Annotated in this window: 15 protein-coding genes; 8 read left to right on the top strand and 7 right to left on the bottom strand. The window is 49.9% G+C overall.

Annotation, left to right across the window (positions count from 1 at the left end):
• Together lapB and pyrF are read left to right on the top strand one after the other, a co-directional pair.
• On the top strand, nt 1–1,170 hold the full coding sequence (lapB, locus tag VP504_RS05215) for a lipopolysaccharide assembly protein LapB (protein ID WP_325893268.1): 1,170 nt from the start codon (nt 1–3) through the stop codon (nt 1,168–1,170).
• Nucleotides 1,171–1,176: 6 nt separating this feature from the next.
• A complete protein-coding gene (gene pyrF / locus VP504_RS05210) occupies nt 1,177–1,881 on the top strand; it encodes an orotidine-5'-phosphate decarboxylase (protein WP_325893267.1) in 705 nt (234 codons plus the stop codon).
• Nucleotides 1,882–1,928: 47 nt separating this feature from the next.
• Here pyrF and VP504_RS05205 read toward each other — a convergent pair whose 3' ends face one another.
• The 6 genes from VP504_RS05205 to pspF form a co-directional block, all read right to left on the bottom strand.
• Nucleotides 1,929–2,735, bottom strand: a complete 807-nt coding sequence (locus tag VP504_RS05205; RefSeq protein WP_062660899.1) for a peptide ABC transporter ATP-binding protein — start codon at nt 2,733–2,735, stop codon at nt 1,929–1,931.
• Nucleotides 2,719–3,729: a peptide ABC transporter ATP-binding protein gene (locus VP504_RS05200; protein ID WP_251875842.1), complete on the bottom strand. Its 1,011-nt coding sequence runs from the start codon at nt 3,727–3,729 to the stop codon at nt 2,719–2,721. Before VP504_RS05200 ends, VP504_RS05205 begins: the two co-directional genes overlap by 17 nt.
• Nucleotides 3,729–4,616, bottom strand: coding sequence for a putrescine export ABC transporter permease SapC (gene sapC / locus VP504_RS05195; RefSeq protein WP_251875840.1), 888 nt, complete (start codon nt 4,614–4,616; stop codon nt 3,729–3,731). Before sapC ends, VP504_RS05200 begins: the two co-directional genes overlap by 1 nt.
• Nucleotides 4,603–5,565 (bottom strand): ABC transporter permease, encoded by a 963-nt coding sequence (locus VP504_RS05190; RefSeq protein ID WP_325893266.1) that lies wholly within the window; start codon nt 5,563–5,565, stop codon nt 4,603–4,605. The genes sapC and VP504_RS05190 overlap by 14 nt, the downstream gene beginning before the upstream one ends.
• Nucleotides 5,566–5,568: 3 nt before the next feature.
• Nucleotides 5,569–7,188 (bottom strand): ABC transporter substrate-binding protein SapA, encoded by a 1,620-nt coding sequence (sapA, locus tag VP504_RS05185; protein WP_325893265.1) that lies wholly within the window; start codon nt 7,186–7,188, stop codon nt 5,569–5,571.
• Between the two features lie 111 nt (nt 7,189–7,299).
• Entirely contained in the window at nt 7,300–8,310 is a 1,011-nt protein-coding gene (gene pspF / locus VP504_RS05180; RefSeq protein WP_325893263.1) for a phage shock protein operon transcriptional activator, read from the bottom strand.
• 186 nt (nt 8,311–8,496) lie between these two features.
• On the opposite strand from pspF, the gene pspA reads away from it, so the two are divergent.
• From pspA to tyrR, 6 genes are all read left to right on the top strand, one after another.
• Entirely contained in the window at nt 8,497–9,162 is a 666-nt protein-coding gene (gene pspA, locus VP504_RS05175; protein ID WP_325893262.1) for a phage shock protein PspA, read from the top strand.
• A 25-nt stretch (nt 9,163–9,187) separates the two neighbouring features.
• Entirely contained in the window at nt 9,188–9,418 is a 231-nt protein-coding gene (gene pspB / locus VP504_RS05170) for an envelope stress response membrane protein PspB (RefSeq protein WP_002539261.1), read from the top strand.
• A complete protein-coding gene (gene pspC / locus VP504_RS05165; protein ID WP_325893261.1) occupies nt 9,415–9,801 on the top strand; it encodes an envelope stress response membrane protein PspC in 387 nt (128 codons plus the stop codon). Before pspB ends, pspC begins: the two co-directional genes overlap by 4 nt.
• Nucleotides 9,802–9,872: 71 nt before the next feature.
• A complete protein-coding gene (locus VP504_RS05160; RefSeq protein ID WP_325893260.1) occupies nt 9,873–11,267 on the top strand; it encodes a YcjX family protein in 1,395 nt (464 codons plus the stop codon).
• An 8-nt stretch (nt 11,268–11,275) separates the two neighbouring features.
• A complete protein-coding gene (locus tag VP504_RS05155) occupies nt 11,276–12,289 on the top strand; it encodes a YcjF family protein (protein WP_325893258.1) in 1,014 nt (337 codons plus the stop codon).
• 519 nt (nt 12,290–12,808) lie between these two features.
• Nucleotides 12,809–14,347 carry a transcriptional regulator TyrR gene (gene tyrR, locus VP504_RS05150; protein WP_325893257.1) on the top strand — a complete coding sequence of 513 codons (1,539 nt, stop codon included), beginning with the start codon at nt 12,809–12,811 and terminating at the stop codon, nt 14,345–14,347.
• 18 nt (nt 14,348–14,365) lie between these two features.
• Here tyrR and VP504_RS05145 read toward each other — a convergent pair whose 3' ends face one another.
• Nucleotides 14,366–14,836 (bottom strand): methylated-DNA--[protein]-cysteine S-methyltransferase, encoded by a 471-nt coding sequence (locus VP504_RS05145; protein ID WP_325893256.1) that lies wholly within the window; start codon nt 14,834–14,836, stop codon nt 14,366–14,368.
• Nucleotides 14,837–14,841 lie beyond the last annotated feature (5 nt).

Here is a 14,841-nt window from a genome sequence, read left to right as displayed (position 1 = left end):
ATGCTAGAGCTGCTGTTTCTGTTGCTGCCAATTGCCGCCGGTTACGGTTGGTATATGGGCAATAGGAATGCTCGTCATCGTCGACAGGATCAGTCGCATCATCTATCAAGACAGTATGTCGCAGGTCTTAACCTGCTTTTGTCAGACCAGTCTGACAAAGCAGTGGACCTTTTTATAGAACTGCTCCAAGTCGATAACGAGACGATAGACACCCACCTTGCTCTCGGTAACCTTTTCCGCTCCCGCGGAGAGGTAGACCGTGCTATTCGTATTCACCAAAATCTGATTGCCCGTCCAAATCTCACGCTTGACCAGCGTAACCTTGCGCTTCAACAGCTTGCCAAAGACTATATGGTTGCCGGCTTTTTTGACCGAGCAGAAAAGATTTTCCACCAACTCGTTGATGAACCTGACTACAAAGAATTTGCCCTTCAGCAACTTCTTGCCATTTATCAACAAACCCGCGAATGGGAAAAGGCGATCGATATAGCTAGCAAGTTGGTTAAAGGTGGTAAGAGTAAACTCAAGCGCGATATTTCCCATTTCTACTGTGAGCTGGCGATGCAGTCTATGGGCGATAATGATGAGAAAGGTGCTCGTCAACTTCTTAAGAAAGCCCTGACTACTGACAAAGCTTGTGTGCGCGCTTCTCTAATGCTTGCCCGTCTTGATATTGGCAATGAAGACTATAAAGATGCAGCGAGAGTCCTTGAGCAAGTTCTGGAGCAAGACCCTGATTTTGTTAGTGAAGCTCTGCCATTGCTAGATAAATGTTATAGCGAAATGGGCAAAGAAATGTCCTTGGTTCGCTTTTTAAAAAGCTGCATCGAAAAGAACACTGGTGCTTCAGCAGAACTGATGATGTCTGATATTATCAGCGCCCATGAAAATGCGGCCATGGCGCAAAGCTTCCTCACCCGTCAGTTGACGAAAAATCCTACCATGAAAGGCTTCCACAAGCTGATGCAACTGCACGTAGAACAAGCAGAAGAAGGTCGCGGTAAAACCAGCTTGAACACACTGAAGCACTTGGTAGAGGAACAATTAAAAGTGAAGCCACACTATCGCTGTCGAAAGTGTGGCTTTTCGACTCACTCGCTTTACTGGCATTGTCCGTCCTGTAAAGGGTGGGGGTCGATAAAACCGATACGAGGCCTAGACGGAGAATAAATAGGAATGCAGGACCCTAAAGTAATTGTTGCATTGGATTACCCAAACATTGATCAGGCGCTGGCGTTTGTCGATCGCATCGAGCCAGGCAGTTGTCACCTGAAAGTGGGTAAGGAAATGTTTACCCTGTATGGTCCTGACTACGTTCGTAAACTGCACGAGCGTGGACACACTGTCTTTCTTGACCTTAAGTTCCATGACATTCCAAATACCTGTGCGCGAGCGGTTGCTGCAGCAGCAGAACTGGGTGTTTGGATGGTGAATGTTCACGCCAGTGGTGGCGAGCGCATGATGGTGGCAGCACGTGAAGCGCTTGAACCTTATGGTAAAGATAAACCAATGCTGATTGGCGTAACGGTGCTGACCAGCATGGAGCAAAGCGATTTGGCGGGTATCGGTATTAGCCGCGAGCCACAGGAACATGTGATGTCGCTGGCAACGCTGACCCGTAATAGCGGCCTTGATGGTGTGGTTTGTTCAGCGCATGAGTCTGCGATGTTGAAAAGCGCGCTTGGTCAGGAATTTAAGCTGGTGACGCCTGGTATTCGTCCTGCGGGCAGCGATGCCGGTGACCAACGACGTATCATGACACCGGTAGAGGCAGTAACGGCTGGCTCTGATTATCTGGTCATTGGTCGTCCGATCACCCAAGCTGCAGACCCAATGGCTGTGCTAACGGAAATCAATGCATCATTGGCATACCGCCAATAGTATTTGAGAAGTTAATAAAAAGCCCTGCATTGCAGGGCTTTTTCGCATTAGGCCATATGGTATCTCGAACGCCTGTCCAGTGTCGGTGCGGTAAAGTGACTTTCTATCAGCCTTTGCGTCAATGCGTGCTCAGGTGCTGTGAAAACCTGTTGGGTAGTACCAGACTCGACAACCTCGCCATTTTGCATCACCATGACCTTGTCGGCGACATGCTTGACTACCCCCATGTGCTGAGACACATAAACATAGGACAAACCCATCAACTCTTGTAGCTCTAGCAGCAGATTAAGGATCTGCGAGCGCATCGACATGTCCAGCCCGTTTAATGCTTCATCGGCAACAATCACACAAGGCTGAAGGATTAGGGCTCTAGCGAGGGATACACGTTGCTTTTGACCAGTTGCCAGCATTTGTGGGTAGAAGTAGGCATGTTCGGGGAGCAGTCCCACCTGACGTAACGTATCGACAACACGTCTTTCGCGTTCTTGGGGCGTCATATTGGTGTTTCGCTTAAGTGGCGCTTCGAGTATTTGCCCTATCTGGTTTCGTGGATTCAATGATGTGTTGGGATCCTGAAAAATCATCCGGATAAGTTTACAGCGGGTTTGATAATCGCTTGCGCCCAACACTTCGCCATTCACACGAATCTCACCACCCGTTGGTGACACCACGCCAGCGAGCATCTTGGCAAGGGTAGATTTACCGGAACCATTCTCACCAATAAATGCCAGGGTTTCGCCTGCTTCTATGGAGAAAGAAACAGGCTTTACCGCCTCTATCACCCGCTTGGTGAAAAGACCTGTGCGGTATTGATAGTTTTTACACAAGCCATCGACTTCAAGCAGTGCGGTCATGCTTTTTGACTTCCATATTGAGTGGGAAATGACAGGCGAACTTATGATTTTTCACTTTGCGCGTCCGAGGAACCTCTACACACTTGCGCTGGGCGTAAGGACAACGGGGGCCTAAACGACAGCCTATTGGCAAATGCTGCAAAGGAGGAATCGAGCCGGGTAAGGCTTCCAGTTTACTCTTGTGCGGAATGTCCTGACTGAAGTCCGGCATCGCGCGAAGGAGCGCATCTGTATAAGGGTGATGAGGCGCTTGCAGGATCTGTTTTCGCCCTGCTGATTCAACAGATTGCCCGCAGTACATCACGGTAATTCGGTCCGCCCATTGGGTCACGGTAGTCAGGTCGTGGCTGATCAGCAAAATGGTAGTATTTGCCAACTGGTTGGTACGGCTGAGCAGGCGGAAGATTTGAGCCTGTGTGATCGGGTCCAAATCGTTGGTTGGTTCGTCAGCAATCAAAAGGCGAGGGCGGTTAGCAATAGCCATCGCAATCATGACTTTCTGACACTCACCATCCGTGAGTTCATACGGATAGCTCTTCATGATGCGCTTGTGGTCTTTAATTCCCACCTTGTGCAGCAGCGCGATGGACTGCTGTTTGCGCCACGAAAGTCTTTGCCACCAACTCCCGCTGAATGAGTCAGAAGGAATGGCTTCTTCCAACTGATAGCCCACCTGTTCAGATGGGTCGAGACAGGTCGAAGGCTCTTGGAAAATCATCGCAATGTCTTTGCCGACAACGTGGCGTCGTTCACGGGCAGGAAGGGCAAGAAGGTCAATATTACCAAGGCGAAGGCGATCTGCAGTGACGCGCCAGTTATCTTTAGTGACACCACAGATGGCTTTAGCTACCAGACTCTTACCCGAGCCTGATTCACCCACCAAACCACGGATTTCACCTTCACTGATGGTCAGGCTCATCCGGTCGACCGCTTTGACCAGACCTTGCGGTGTTTCGATTTCTATCGTCAGGTGTCGAATATCTAACAACGGCATTATTCTGTCCCCGCATTAATCGCTTGAGTAATGCCATCACCCACTAGGTTGACGACAAGTACGCTGATCATGATAGCCAGTCCTGGCAAGGTCACCGTCCAAGGTGCGGTGAATACTAGTTCGATCGAATCGCCCAGCATTGCGCCCCATTCCGGAGACGGTGCCTGTGCGCCGAGACCAAGAAAGCCCAGTGCTGCAATATCTAGAATGGCTACCGAAATCGCGCGGGTCAATTCTGTGCTCAGTGTTACCAGAATATTAGGTAATACGGAGTGATACAGTAAATAGAAGCTGTTCGCCCCATCCAAACGCGCTGCCAGAATGTACTCTTTTTCCATTTCCGCATGGACCGCAGTGTAGACCGCGCGGATAAAGCGTGGGATTAATGCTAGCCATACCGCCAGCAAAACACTCAGCTCCCCGGGACCTTGAAACGCAACCACAATGATTGCCAACAGTAGGGAGGGAATAGACAGCACTGTGTCTAATAGGTGATTTAGGAAGCTGGATTTCAGACCCGAAGTCATACCTGCCAGAATACCGATAAGTACACCCAGAACACCTGCTGCCAAAGCGACAAGTACCGCATAGCCAAAGGTGAGTCGGGATCCTTCAATCAGCCGGGAAAGCATGTCCCGCGTTAGATCGTCTGTACCCAGAAAGTAATCAACTGTACCTTTGGTGTCCCAAGAAGGTGGCATGAGTAGCTCACCAGTCTGGAACTGCGCGCCGTAAGGGGCAATCCAAGGTGCCAAGATGGTGACCAAAAGCAAAATGCACAGACACCAGAAGCCGAACACCGCAAGGGTATTTTCCCGAAACGCTTTCCATGAGCGCTCAAGTTGCGTTGGAATGCGCTCTTCTAAATAAACACTATTTGAGGGCATACCATTCCTTCCTTGCCAGAGGGCTGATCGCAGCTCCGGTGAGATCAGAGAAAATGTTCGCGATAAGAACAACACTACCAACGGCAAGCACACCAGCTTGTACGGCTACATAGTCCTGGAAGCTCAGTGCATCCAACAGCCAGGTACCAATACCCGGCCAGTTGAAAACTGACTCTGTAATGATGGCAAAGGTCATCATGGTAGAAATCTGTATCCCGAACTTAGGAATAATTGGCGGTAGGGCATTTTTCAGCACATGACGCATGACGATTTCTGATTTCGACAGTCCTTTGGTCGCTGCTGCCTTGATGTAGTTTTGGCTCATCACGTCTGCAACGGAGTCACGCAATAGCTTGATGATTTCGGTTGTTGGCGCCACAGCTAGCACTAGTGTCGGCATAATGAGGTGGCGGATAATGTCCTCCAACGCCTGACTGCGCTGTGGATGATTGGACAGCAGCACATCAACGAACGCAAAGCCCGTTATGGATGGGATTTCGAACAGCAGGTTGTAACGGCCAGAAACTGGCAGCCAACCCAAATACAATGAGAACACCATGATCATCAGGATAGCCATCCAGAAGATTGGCATGGAAAACGTGAACAGAGTTAGCGATGAAATCACCATATCTGTTGAAGAGCCACGGCGAATGCCTGCCAGAGTGCCAAATGGAATACCCAACAACAATGCCAGTAAGAAAGCAAAGAAGCACAACTCTAGCGTTGCGGGGAAGACACGGGATAAGGACTCTGTCACAGGTTGACCATTAGCAGCGATACCAAGGTTACCTTGCATGAGCTCACGCAGGTACAGTGTCCAGCCTGTCCAGTACTCATATTGATTGAACACCGAGAGCGGGTCGAGTTTCACGATGTTATAGCCGATCATTGTCAGAATCAGCAGGGTAATAATGAAAAGATTGAGCCGGCGAATAGCATAGATCAACATAGATCAGCGGCTCCTGGATACGTTAGCAAAAGATTTGTCTCCAAACGGGCTTAACGTGATGCCCTGAAGTGACGCATTTCGCGCCTGATAGTGAACACCGTGTGCCAGCGGGATCACTGGCATACGCTCATTAAGGATGCGTTGCGCTTGCAAATAAAGATTGCGGCGTTCATTTCGTTCGTCGGTGGCAATTGCTGAATCGATGAAACGGTCAAAATAACGGTTACACCAGTTGGAGAGGTTCCAGCCAGTGAATTTTGCGTTGCAGGAAAGCAGTGGCCTCAGGAAATTGTCCGGGTCACCGTTGTCTGCTATCCATCCAGTTAACACCATGCCAAGCTCGTCAATATCATCACGCAGCAGCTTACGGTTAATATCTTCGAGCGCAATGATATTAACTGTGATACCAATCGGCGCCAGATTCGCCTGAACTAACTCTGCCGTTTTTCTTGGACTTGGGTTGTAGGCTTTAGGTGTCAAAGGCACAATCAGATCCACTTCAAAGCCGTGACGGTAACCGGCTTTGGCCATCAGGCTGAGGGCAAGTTGCGGGTCGTAAACCACATTAGACTTTTCGTTATAGGCCCAAGACATCGGTGGCAACATGCCGTTAGCGGGTGTGCCTGTACCGTAGTAAACCGATTGGATCAGTGTGTCGCGGTTAATGGCCAGACTAATGGCTTGCCTAACTTCCAACTCAGAGAGAGCGGGGTGACGGGTATTGAGTGCGAGAAACGCCACATTCATGCCTGTCTGCGAGGCCAGTACAAAATCGGGATTGTTTTCAATAACGGAAAGTTGGCTGGCTATGGGTGATGAAAGCACATCACATTCGCGGGTGATGAGTTTACTCAGCGAGCCAGTACCACGGTTACTGATGTCGTACGCAACCTGCTCCATGGGTGCCGCACCATTCCAATAACCCCAGTGCCGTTTCAAGCGAATGAAGCGGTGAGGCTCATATTCATCGAGGTAGAATGCACCTGAGCCGACAGGGTGTGAATCTATTTTATCTAGCGTGCCTTTCTTTAAAAGATGTTCAGCGTATTCCGCTGAATGGACAACCGCATAGGTGGTTGAAAGGGTAGACAGGAATGAAACATCAGGGCGCGATAGGGTAAATTTTACTGTGTAGTCATCAAGTGCGACGACATCATCCACCAGCCCACCGAAATCCATACTTTCAAACCATGGATAGTCGCCGCCGGAAACATCGTGAAAAGGATGCTCAGGGTCAATCAGTCGCTTGAAGCTGAAAACCACATCCTCTGCATTTACGCCACGATGGGGAACAAACCAGTCCGTAACCTGAAAGCTGGCGCTCTGGCGAAGATTGAAGACATATTCTTTGCCATCAGGGCTCACTTTCCAACTCTGTGCCAACATAGGAACAGGCTTGTAAGTCTGCGGGTCAAGTTGAAGAAGCCGATCATAGATTTGGCTGGAGAGTGCATCAGCAGTTAGGCCGCCATCGGTCAACTGTGGATTGAAAGTATTGGGTTGACCCGGGCCGCAATAAATGAAACCACGGTTACGCGCAGCGTTATCGGAGAACGGGTCTTCACATCCTGCCAAGAAGAGGATGGTAACGCCTGCCAGTAGCAAGCGGCCTAGAGCGCTCATAAGCCAATGATTAGGTGATAAGGTTAAGTGTTTTAATTTACCACTTAAGCAACGGAGTCACCAAGTGGCGGCGTAAATATCTGAGTAATTTCAGAGCAATTGGCGAAAAACTTATGCCGAATCGGTGTTTTCCTCACCAACTAGGATGTATTTTCGCAGTAACCCTCTTATTTGATGGTAGCTTAAGCCAAGCAGCTCTGCGGCGCGACGTTGATTAAAACGTGCTTGTTCCATCGCCTTTTCAACAATTTCCTTCTCCTGATCCTGCTGCCATTGACGTAAATCGAGTGGGAAGGTGATTTCTGATTTCGACTCAGATTTCTCTGCAGGCTTTTCGTTTCGCCAAGGCGCTTTGAATGGGTCGAGTTGAATATCTTCCGCATCAATCTCGCTGCCTTCGTCGGCGTGACGGTATATGGCGCGTTCTACCACGTTTTTCAGCTCACGTACGTTACCCGGCCAGCGATAGGTGTTGAGAAGCTTCACCGCTTCTGCCGAAAAGCCGGAAAAGTAGCTGTAACCAAGCTCTCGACACATTTTAAGCGCGTAATACTCGGCAAGAAGCAGAATGTCTCCCTGACGTTCTCGCAATGGCGGAAGGTGGATAACATCAAAGGCAAGCCTATCTAGAAGATCAGCGCGGAACTCACCGTCATCGGCCATCTGGGGTAAGTTCTCGTTAGTCGCGCATACCAGTCTGACATCCGCGCTCAGCACATCACTGCCGCCCACGCGTTCATATTCACCGTACTCGATGACACGAAGGAGCTTTTCCTGCACGCCAAGTGGCGATGTTGCTAATTCGTCCAGAAACAAAGTCCCACCTTCAGCCCGCTCAAAGCGGCCTTTGTGCTTTCCTTTGGCGCCACTGAAAGAGCCGGCTTCATGGCCAAACAGCTCAGAATCAATCAGGCCTTCACTCAGTGCTGCGCAGTTCAGGCTGACCAGCGGGCCGTCCCAACGGCGTGATAAATAATGCAGGCGCTTGGCGATGAGCTCTTTACCTGTACCCCGCTCCCCCAGAATCAGTACAGGGCGGTCGAGCGGCGCAAGACGGGAGACATGATCGAGAACGGAAAGGAAGTGATCGGATTCGCCAATCAGGTTGTCAGGTTTCTGCATGGTGAAATTTGCCAACTGTTAGTTTATTTAATCATACCCTTATGAGGGGAAAATGCACGTAATGAGTTAACTTGTTGTAATTTATAGGATATAAAAGTTGGCACGGGGCTTGATATATATCTGGCAAATGAGGTTTTCCCTCACCTGTAAGCGCACAGGGCGCATTCGGCAATAAGGAGCATCACAATGGGTATTTTCTCTCGCTTTGCAGATATTGTTAACGCTAACGTCAATTCACTGCTGGATAAAGCAGAAGATCCACAAAAAATGGTTCGCCTGATCATTCAGGAAATGGAAGACACACTGGTTGAAGTTCGCACTTCCTCAGCACGTGCGCTGGCAGACAAAAAAGAACTGGCGCGTAAAATCGAAGGCATAGAGCGTCAACTGACGGATTGGCAGGAAAAAGCGACACTGGCCCTTCAGAAATCTCGTGAAGATCTGGCTCGCGCGGCACTGATTGAAAAACAGAAAGTGCACGATGTCTTACTGACTCTCAAAGAAGAGTACAATCTGGTCGAAGAGACTATCGGTAAACTGGGTAACGAAATCGCAGAGCTTGAAACCAAGCTAGCAGAAACCCGCGCCCGTCAGCAAGCTCTGGTGATTCGCCGTGAAGCAGCTGGCAAACGCCGTGACGTTCGTCGCCAACTGGATCCCGGCCGCACTGATGAAGCGCTGGCGAAATTCGAGCAATACGAGCGCCGCATTGATGAGTTGGAAGCAGAAGCAGACAGCTACAGCATTGGTAAAGGCAAACGTCTTGAAGACGAATTTGCAGACCTGCAAGCGCAGGATGAAATCGAAAAAGAACTTGAACGCATGAAAGCGGAACTTAAGGACAAAGAATAAGCCTTCTCAAAGGTAAGGAGTAGACATGTCAATGGCGTTTCTTTCAATTCCACTGGTGGTGTTTTTTGTATTCGTTGCACCACTGTGGTTGTGGCTCCACTACCGCAGTAAACGACAAGTCGGTCAGGGCTTGAGTGGTGATGAGTTTGAGCAATTGCAAGCCCTGGCAAACCGCGCGGAAGCATTGCAGGACCGCATTCATTCTCTGGAGCGCATTCTTGATGAGGAAGCGCCAAATTGGAGACATAGACAATGAGCAAAACGTTGTATCGTGATCCTGTAAACGGGAAGATCGGTGGCGTTTGTGCAGGTGTCGCCGACTACTTCGGGATGGAAATCTGGTTAGTGAGGATCCTGACTGTGACGGCATTTCTGATGGGACTGGGCTTTTTCGTTATCGTGGCATACATTGCTGCCATGCTCATCCTTGAAAAAATGCCGCCGGAAGAGGCAAAGCGGACTTTCCATTACAAAGAGCATCAAGTGAAACAAAAACCTTGGCAACAAGGGAAATCAGCAAGCCAATTGCTGGCCGATATTGATAATGAAATGGGAGAGATGGAATACGACGTTGCCAAAATGGAAGCGTATGTAACATCAAAAGAGTACGAATTGAACCGACAGTTCAAAAAGCTCTAATCAAAATCCATGATGATGTTATCCCCCGCTTTTATCGCGGGGGATTTATCTTTTGAGGGGTGCTGCTATTTATGAATTCAGTGAAGCGTCAGGTGAATAAATGGGTGAGCCGTAGTCTCGACAGACATGTTCGCCTAGCGGTGACAGGGCTTTCCCGTGCCGGTAAAACCGCCTTTATCACCTCACTCATCAATCAGCTGCTGCACAGCGCGACCAATCCGCGCATGCCTTTGTTTGCGCCCGTCCGCGAAGGACGTGTTCTCGGTGCGCGACGGGTTCAGCAGAGTCAGCTTCATATTCCTGCCTTTGACTACGATCTTGGCATTCAATCATTGCGCGCGCATCCGCCAACTTGGCCTTCTCCAACGCGCGATGTCAGCGAGATCAGGCTGGAAATCCGTTATCGACCTGAAAAAGGGGCGATGAAGTTGTTGCAGGATACGGCGACGCTGTATCTCGATATCGTTGATTATCCCGGAGAATGGCTGCTTGATTTGCCGCTGCTTTCCATGAGTTTTGAAGAGTGGTCGCGTAAACAAAGTGGCATCTTGACTGGCAAGCGGAAAGAGCTGGCAGAGGCTTGGCTGGAAGCGGTCGATAGCTTCGACCCATTGGCAGACGCGGACGAAAAACTGATCGGCGAGATAGCGGCGAAATTTACCGCTTACCTCCATGCCTGCAAGGAAGAAGGGGGAATGCATTGGGTGCAACCGGGCCGATTTGTGTTACCGGGCGAATATGCAGGTGCACCCGTGCTTCAGTTCTTCCCATTAGTTGGCAATAAGTATGGTGAGAGCCAACTGTCCAATGCGCCGAAAGGCAGCAACTACGCCATGTTGAAACAGCGTTACGATTACTACTGCCAGCACATTGTGAAAGGCTTCTATCAGGAGCATTTCTCTAAAGTCGACCGACAAATTGTGCTGGTGGATACCCTGCAACCGCTTAATGCGGGGCCAGCGTCATTCAATGACATGCGAATGGCTCTAGAGCAGTTAATGCAAAGCTTCCGCTACGGTAAAAGTGGCTTATTGCGCCGTCTCTTTGCGCCACGTATCGACAAGATTCTTTTTGCGGCGACCAAAGCTGATCATGTCACGCCGGATCAGCATCCAAATCTGGTTTCACTGCTCCAGCAGTTGATCCACGAAGCTTGGCAAACAGCAGCGTTTGAAGGGATTGATATGGAGTGTGTCAGTCTCGCTTCTATTCAAGCGACTGAGCCCGGTATGGTGAATCATCAGGGTGAAACCATGTCTGCACTGCGTGGCACGTTGGAAAATGGTAAGCCAATGTTGATGTACCCGGGCGATGTGCCGTCTCGGTTACCGGGTGAGTCTTTCTGGCAGGATAACCAGTTCGAATTTCGTCAGTTCCGACCGATGCAAACCGATGTAGACGAGCCTTTGCCGCACATTCGCGTGGACAAGGCGTTGCAATATTTGCTGGGCGACAAACTGAGGTAGGAGGCGAGATGAACGATTATAAAAAAGCTGTCGTGTTTGATGAGCCTGAAAAACAACAGGATGAATCTCCTGACCTGACGCTTCAGCGTCAATTTGAGCAGGACAACTCATCGTTTGCTATCACCAGCGTGGAAGAAGAAAGCGATGCTGAGCAGGCATTGGAAGCCACTTTAACCTCACCGAGAAAAAAACGTTGGGGATTGCGCTCGCTTGCAGCAGCAGGCATTGGTTTGGTCTGTTGGCAAACGGTTGATTCTGTCTGGACAGCAGTGCAGACCGGAGATTGGCTGGCCGTTGGCTGGAGCGGCTTTATTGCTGGTATTGCGGCGATGGGCATAGGCGCCTTGGGGCGCGAGTTTCTGGCACTACGCCGCTTGAAAGGACGACAAGATGAGCGAGACGAAGTCACCGACATCATGGCTGCTGAAGGCATTGGCAAAGCCAAAGGGGTGTGTGAGAAGCTCTCCAAACAGTCAGGTGTTGAACTGACAACGGGCTATGACAAATGGCAGACATCTTTAGCTGCTACGCACAATGACCGTGAAGTCTTCGAACTCTACGACCAGATGGTGGTGACAGAACAAGATGCCCGTGCCAAGAAAATGGTGACCAAATACGCATCTGAAGCGGCGGTCATGGTTGCACTCAGTCCACTCGCCATTGCTGACATGTTGTTGGTGGCATGGCGCAACTTCAGGCTATTGGAGCAAATTTCGAAAGTGTATGGTGTGAAGTTGGGCTATTGGTCGCGCATTCGCTTATTGAGGCTGGTATTGGCTAACATGGCATTTGCCGGTGCCAGCGAGGCGCTCACGGATATCGGTACTGACCTGTTGTCTGTCGATATTGCTGGCAAGCTGTCTGCAAGGACTGCACAAGGCTTAGGTGTGGGTTTGTTAACCGCAAGACTTGGTTATAAAGCCATGTCTGTGATGCGTCCGCTGCCTTATATTGGTACCAAGGCACCGAAGCTATCTGACATGCGTAAGCAGTTGCTGACCAAACTGACCCCAGGGAACTAGGGGCTGTTGATCTTTAGTGGTTGGATTTTGTTCTAGCCATAAGCGTTTTAGGCGCGGCGAGGTGTGTGCGCCTAGTGGCCCTCAACAAAGCACAAAACGCTTAGGTTATGGGACGCGCAGTCGAACCCTTCGGGTAGCGTTTGTGGGGACTTTCTCCTGCGTTACTGGCTTCCCGTGAAGGCCAGCTACACATCGAAGCCTCTGCCATGCATAAAATCCCCACAAACTGCTGCAAAAACCATCACCAAAGGTCAGCAGACCCTAACGTCAATGGCGCTGTTTTCCTTTTGCAGGGAGAGGATTGGCTCTCTCACGTTTTCATTGACGCCTCTTGACTGAATGGCTTGAGAGGCGCACACTCCTCTCACTGTCAACAATTCCTGACACTTATTTATACAGCTAATTGAATAGTGCAATCCATCAGGGATTGATGAGGTTTCGCCTCAGAGACTTATCATTTCAACGCGGCTGACACCGTAATACAGGATGCCGTCAGCCCACTGCATACAGGACACCAACGTGAGATTACAGGTCTTTTGCGAAGATCGACTTGGATTAACCCGCGAACTCCTCGACATTCTGGCGCGTCGCAATATTGACTTGCGCGGTATTGAAATCGACCAGGTCGGCATTATCTACCTCAACTGCCCAGAAGTGGAATTCGAAGAGTTCCGGCATTTGATGTCCGAAATCCGTCTGATCAGCGGCGTGACTGATGTACGGAAAATCCAGTTCCTGCCCGCCGAGCGCGAACATCGTGAGCTGCGCGCGTTGCTTGAAACACTCAGCGATCCCGTCTTTTCGGTTAACCTCAGTGGTAAAGTCGACATGGCGAACAAGGCAGCATTGCGTCTGATGGGCAGCGAAGAATCTGACTTAATTGGCGAGTCTGCCAACACTGTGTTCCCTGACTTCAACTTCACCCATTGGCTAGAGCGTGATAACGCTGGTCAAATCCACCGCCAGGTTGTGCTTTCAGGCATGGATTACCTGATGGAAGTGATGCCCGTTTATGTGACCGACAGTGAAGATAAAGATGTGTTGGCAAGCGCGGTAATTCAGCTTAAGCAAGTTTCCATTAATCATCTGCCCACCACCTTGTACCGCACGCCGGGCGAGCACGGTTTTGAGCATTTGGTGGGACAATCCAGTAAGTTTCGTAGTTTGGTGAATCAGGCCAAAAAATTTGCGACGCTGGATGCACCGCTGCTGATTCAAGGTGAAACCGGCACAGGAAAAGAGATGCTGGCTAAAGCCTGTCACCAACGTTCACACCGTGCGGAAAATCCGTTTCTGCTGGTAAACTGTGTGTCCATGCCAGATGATGCTGCAGAAACCGAGTTGTTTGGCTGTGCACCAATGGAAGGTCATGAAGGAAAGAAAGGCCAGCTTGAGCAAGCTGATGGTGGGACCGTATTCCTCTATGAAGTGGGGGAGATGAGCCAACATCTGCAAATCAAACTGCTTCGCTTTATGCAGGATGGTACTTTCCGCCGTGTAGGTGAAGAGAAAGAAATCAAGGTTGATGTGCGTGTGATCTGCTCAACGCAGAAAAACCTGTCAGAGCGCGTAACCGCAGGGCAATTCCGAGAGGATTTGTATTATCGACTAAATGTTCTTTCCCTGACGGTATCGCCGCTGCGTGAGCGTCCATCGGATGTGCAACCGCTCGCTGAACTTTTCCTTAATCAGTTCGCCGCAGAATTGGGGCAGGAAAGACCGATGCTGCAACAAGGCGTACTCGAGTTGCTGAATCAATATTCATGGCCTGGTAACGTTAGACAGCTTAGAAACGTGCTGTTCCGCGCAATGACACAAATCGAAGAAGGCTGCCTGACCAAAGATGACATCCAATTGCCGGAAACGGAGCAAAGTGCTTTCCTGACTGAGGAGACACTGGAAGGCTCGCTGGACGACATTATGAAGCGTTACGAGTCGGGTATTTTGTCGAACTTATATCGCAGTTATCCTTCAACTCGTAAGCTGGCGAAGCGACTCAGCGTTTCTCACACCGCTGTGGCAAACAAACTTCGTGAATACAGCATTGGTAAGAAATAAAAAACAAAAACGGTGGTCTCAGCCACCGTTTTTTTCCATGGTAAGGAGCTTTTGTTTGATCTCCAAACCATAGCGATAGCCGGTCAATTCACCACCGCTGCTAATGACACGGTGGCAAGGGATGACCAAAGGGATGGGATTGACATTGTTCGCCATTCCGACGGCCCGAGAAGCTTGAGGATTGCCGATTTCCCGCGCAATATCAGCGTAAGACCTTGTTTCTCCGTATGGGATTTCACGGAGTACTTGCCAGACTTTATGCTGGAACCCTGTGCCGTCTGGCGCGAGTAGAATGTCAAACTTGGAGCGTTCCCCTTTGAGGAACTCGAGAATTTGTTTTTTGTACGGAGTGAGGTGCTTGGGAGAGTGTTTCCACTGTTTGCACGACTCAACAGGGTGATGAAGACATAAGGTCAATTGTCTGAGCCCAGACTCATCAGCCAATAAGTGAATTTTCCCCAGCGGTGATTCAAAGCTATCGTAATACATAAGTA

It is taken from the genome of Grimontia sp. NTOU-MAR1 (assembly GCF_035758505.1).
In the GTDB taxonomy this organism is placed as follows: Bacteria; Pseudomonadota; Gammaproteobacteria; order Enterobacterales; family Vibrionaceae; genus Enterovibrio; species Enterovibrio marinus.
The sequence above is the reverse complement of the archived record's forward strand: the minus strand, read 5'-3'. Positions and strand labels throughout refer to the sequence as shown.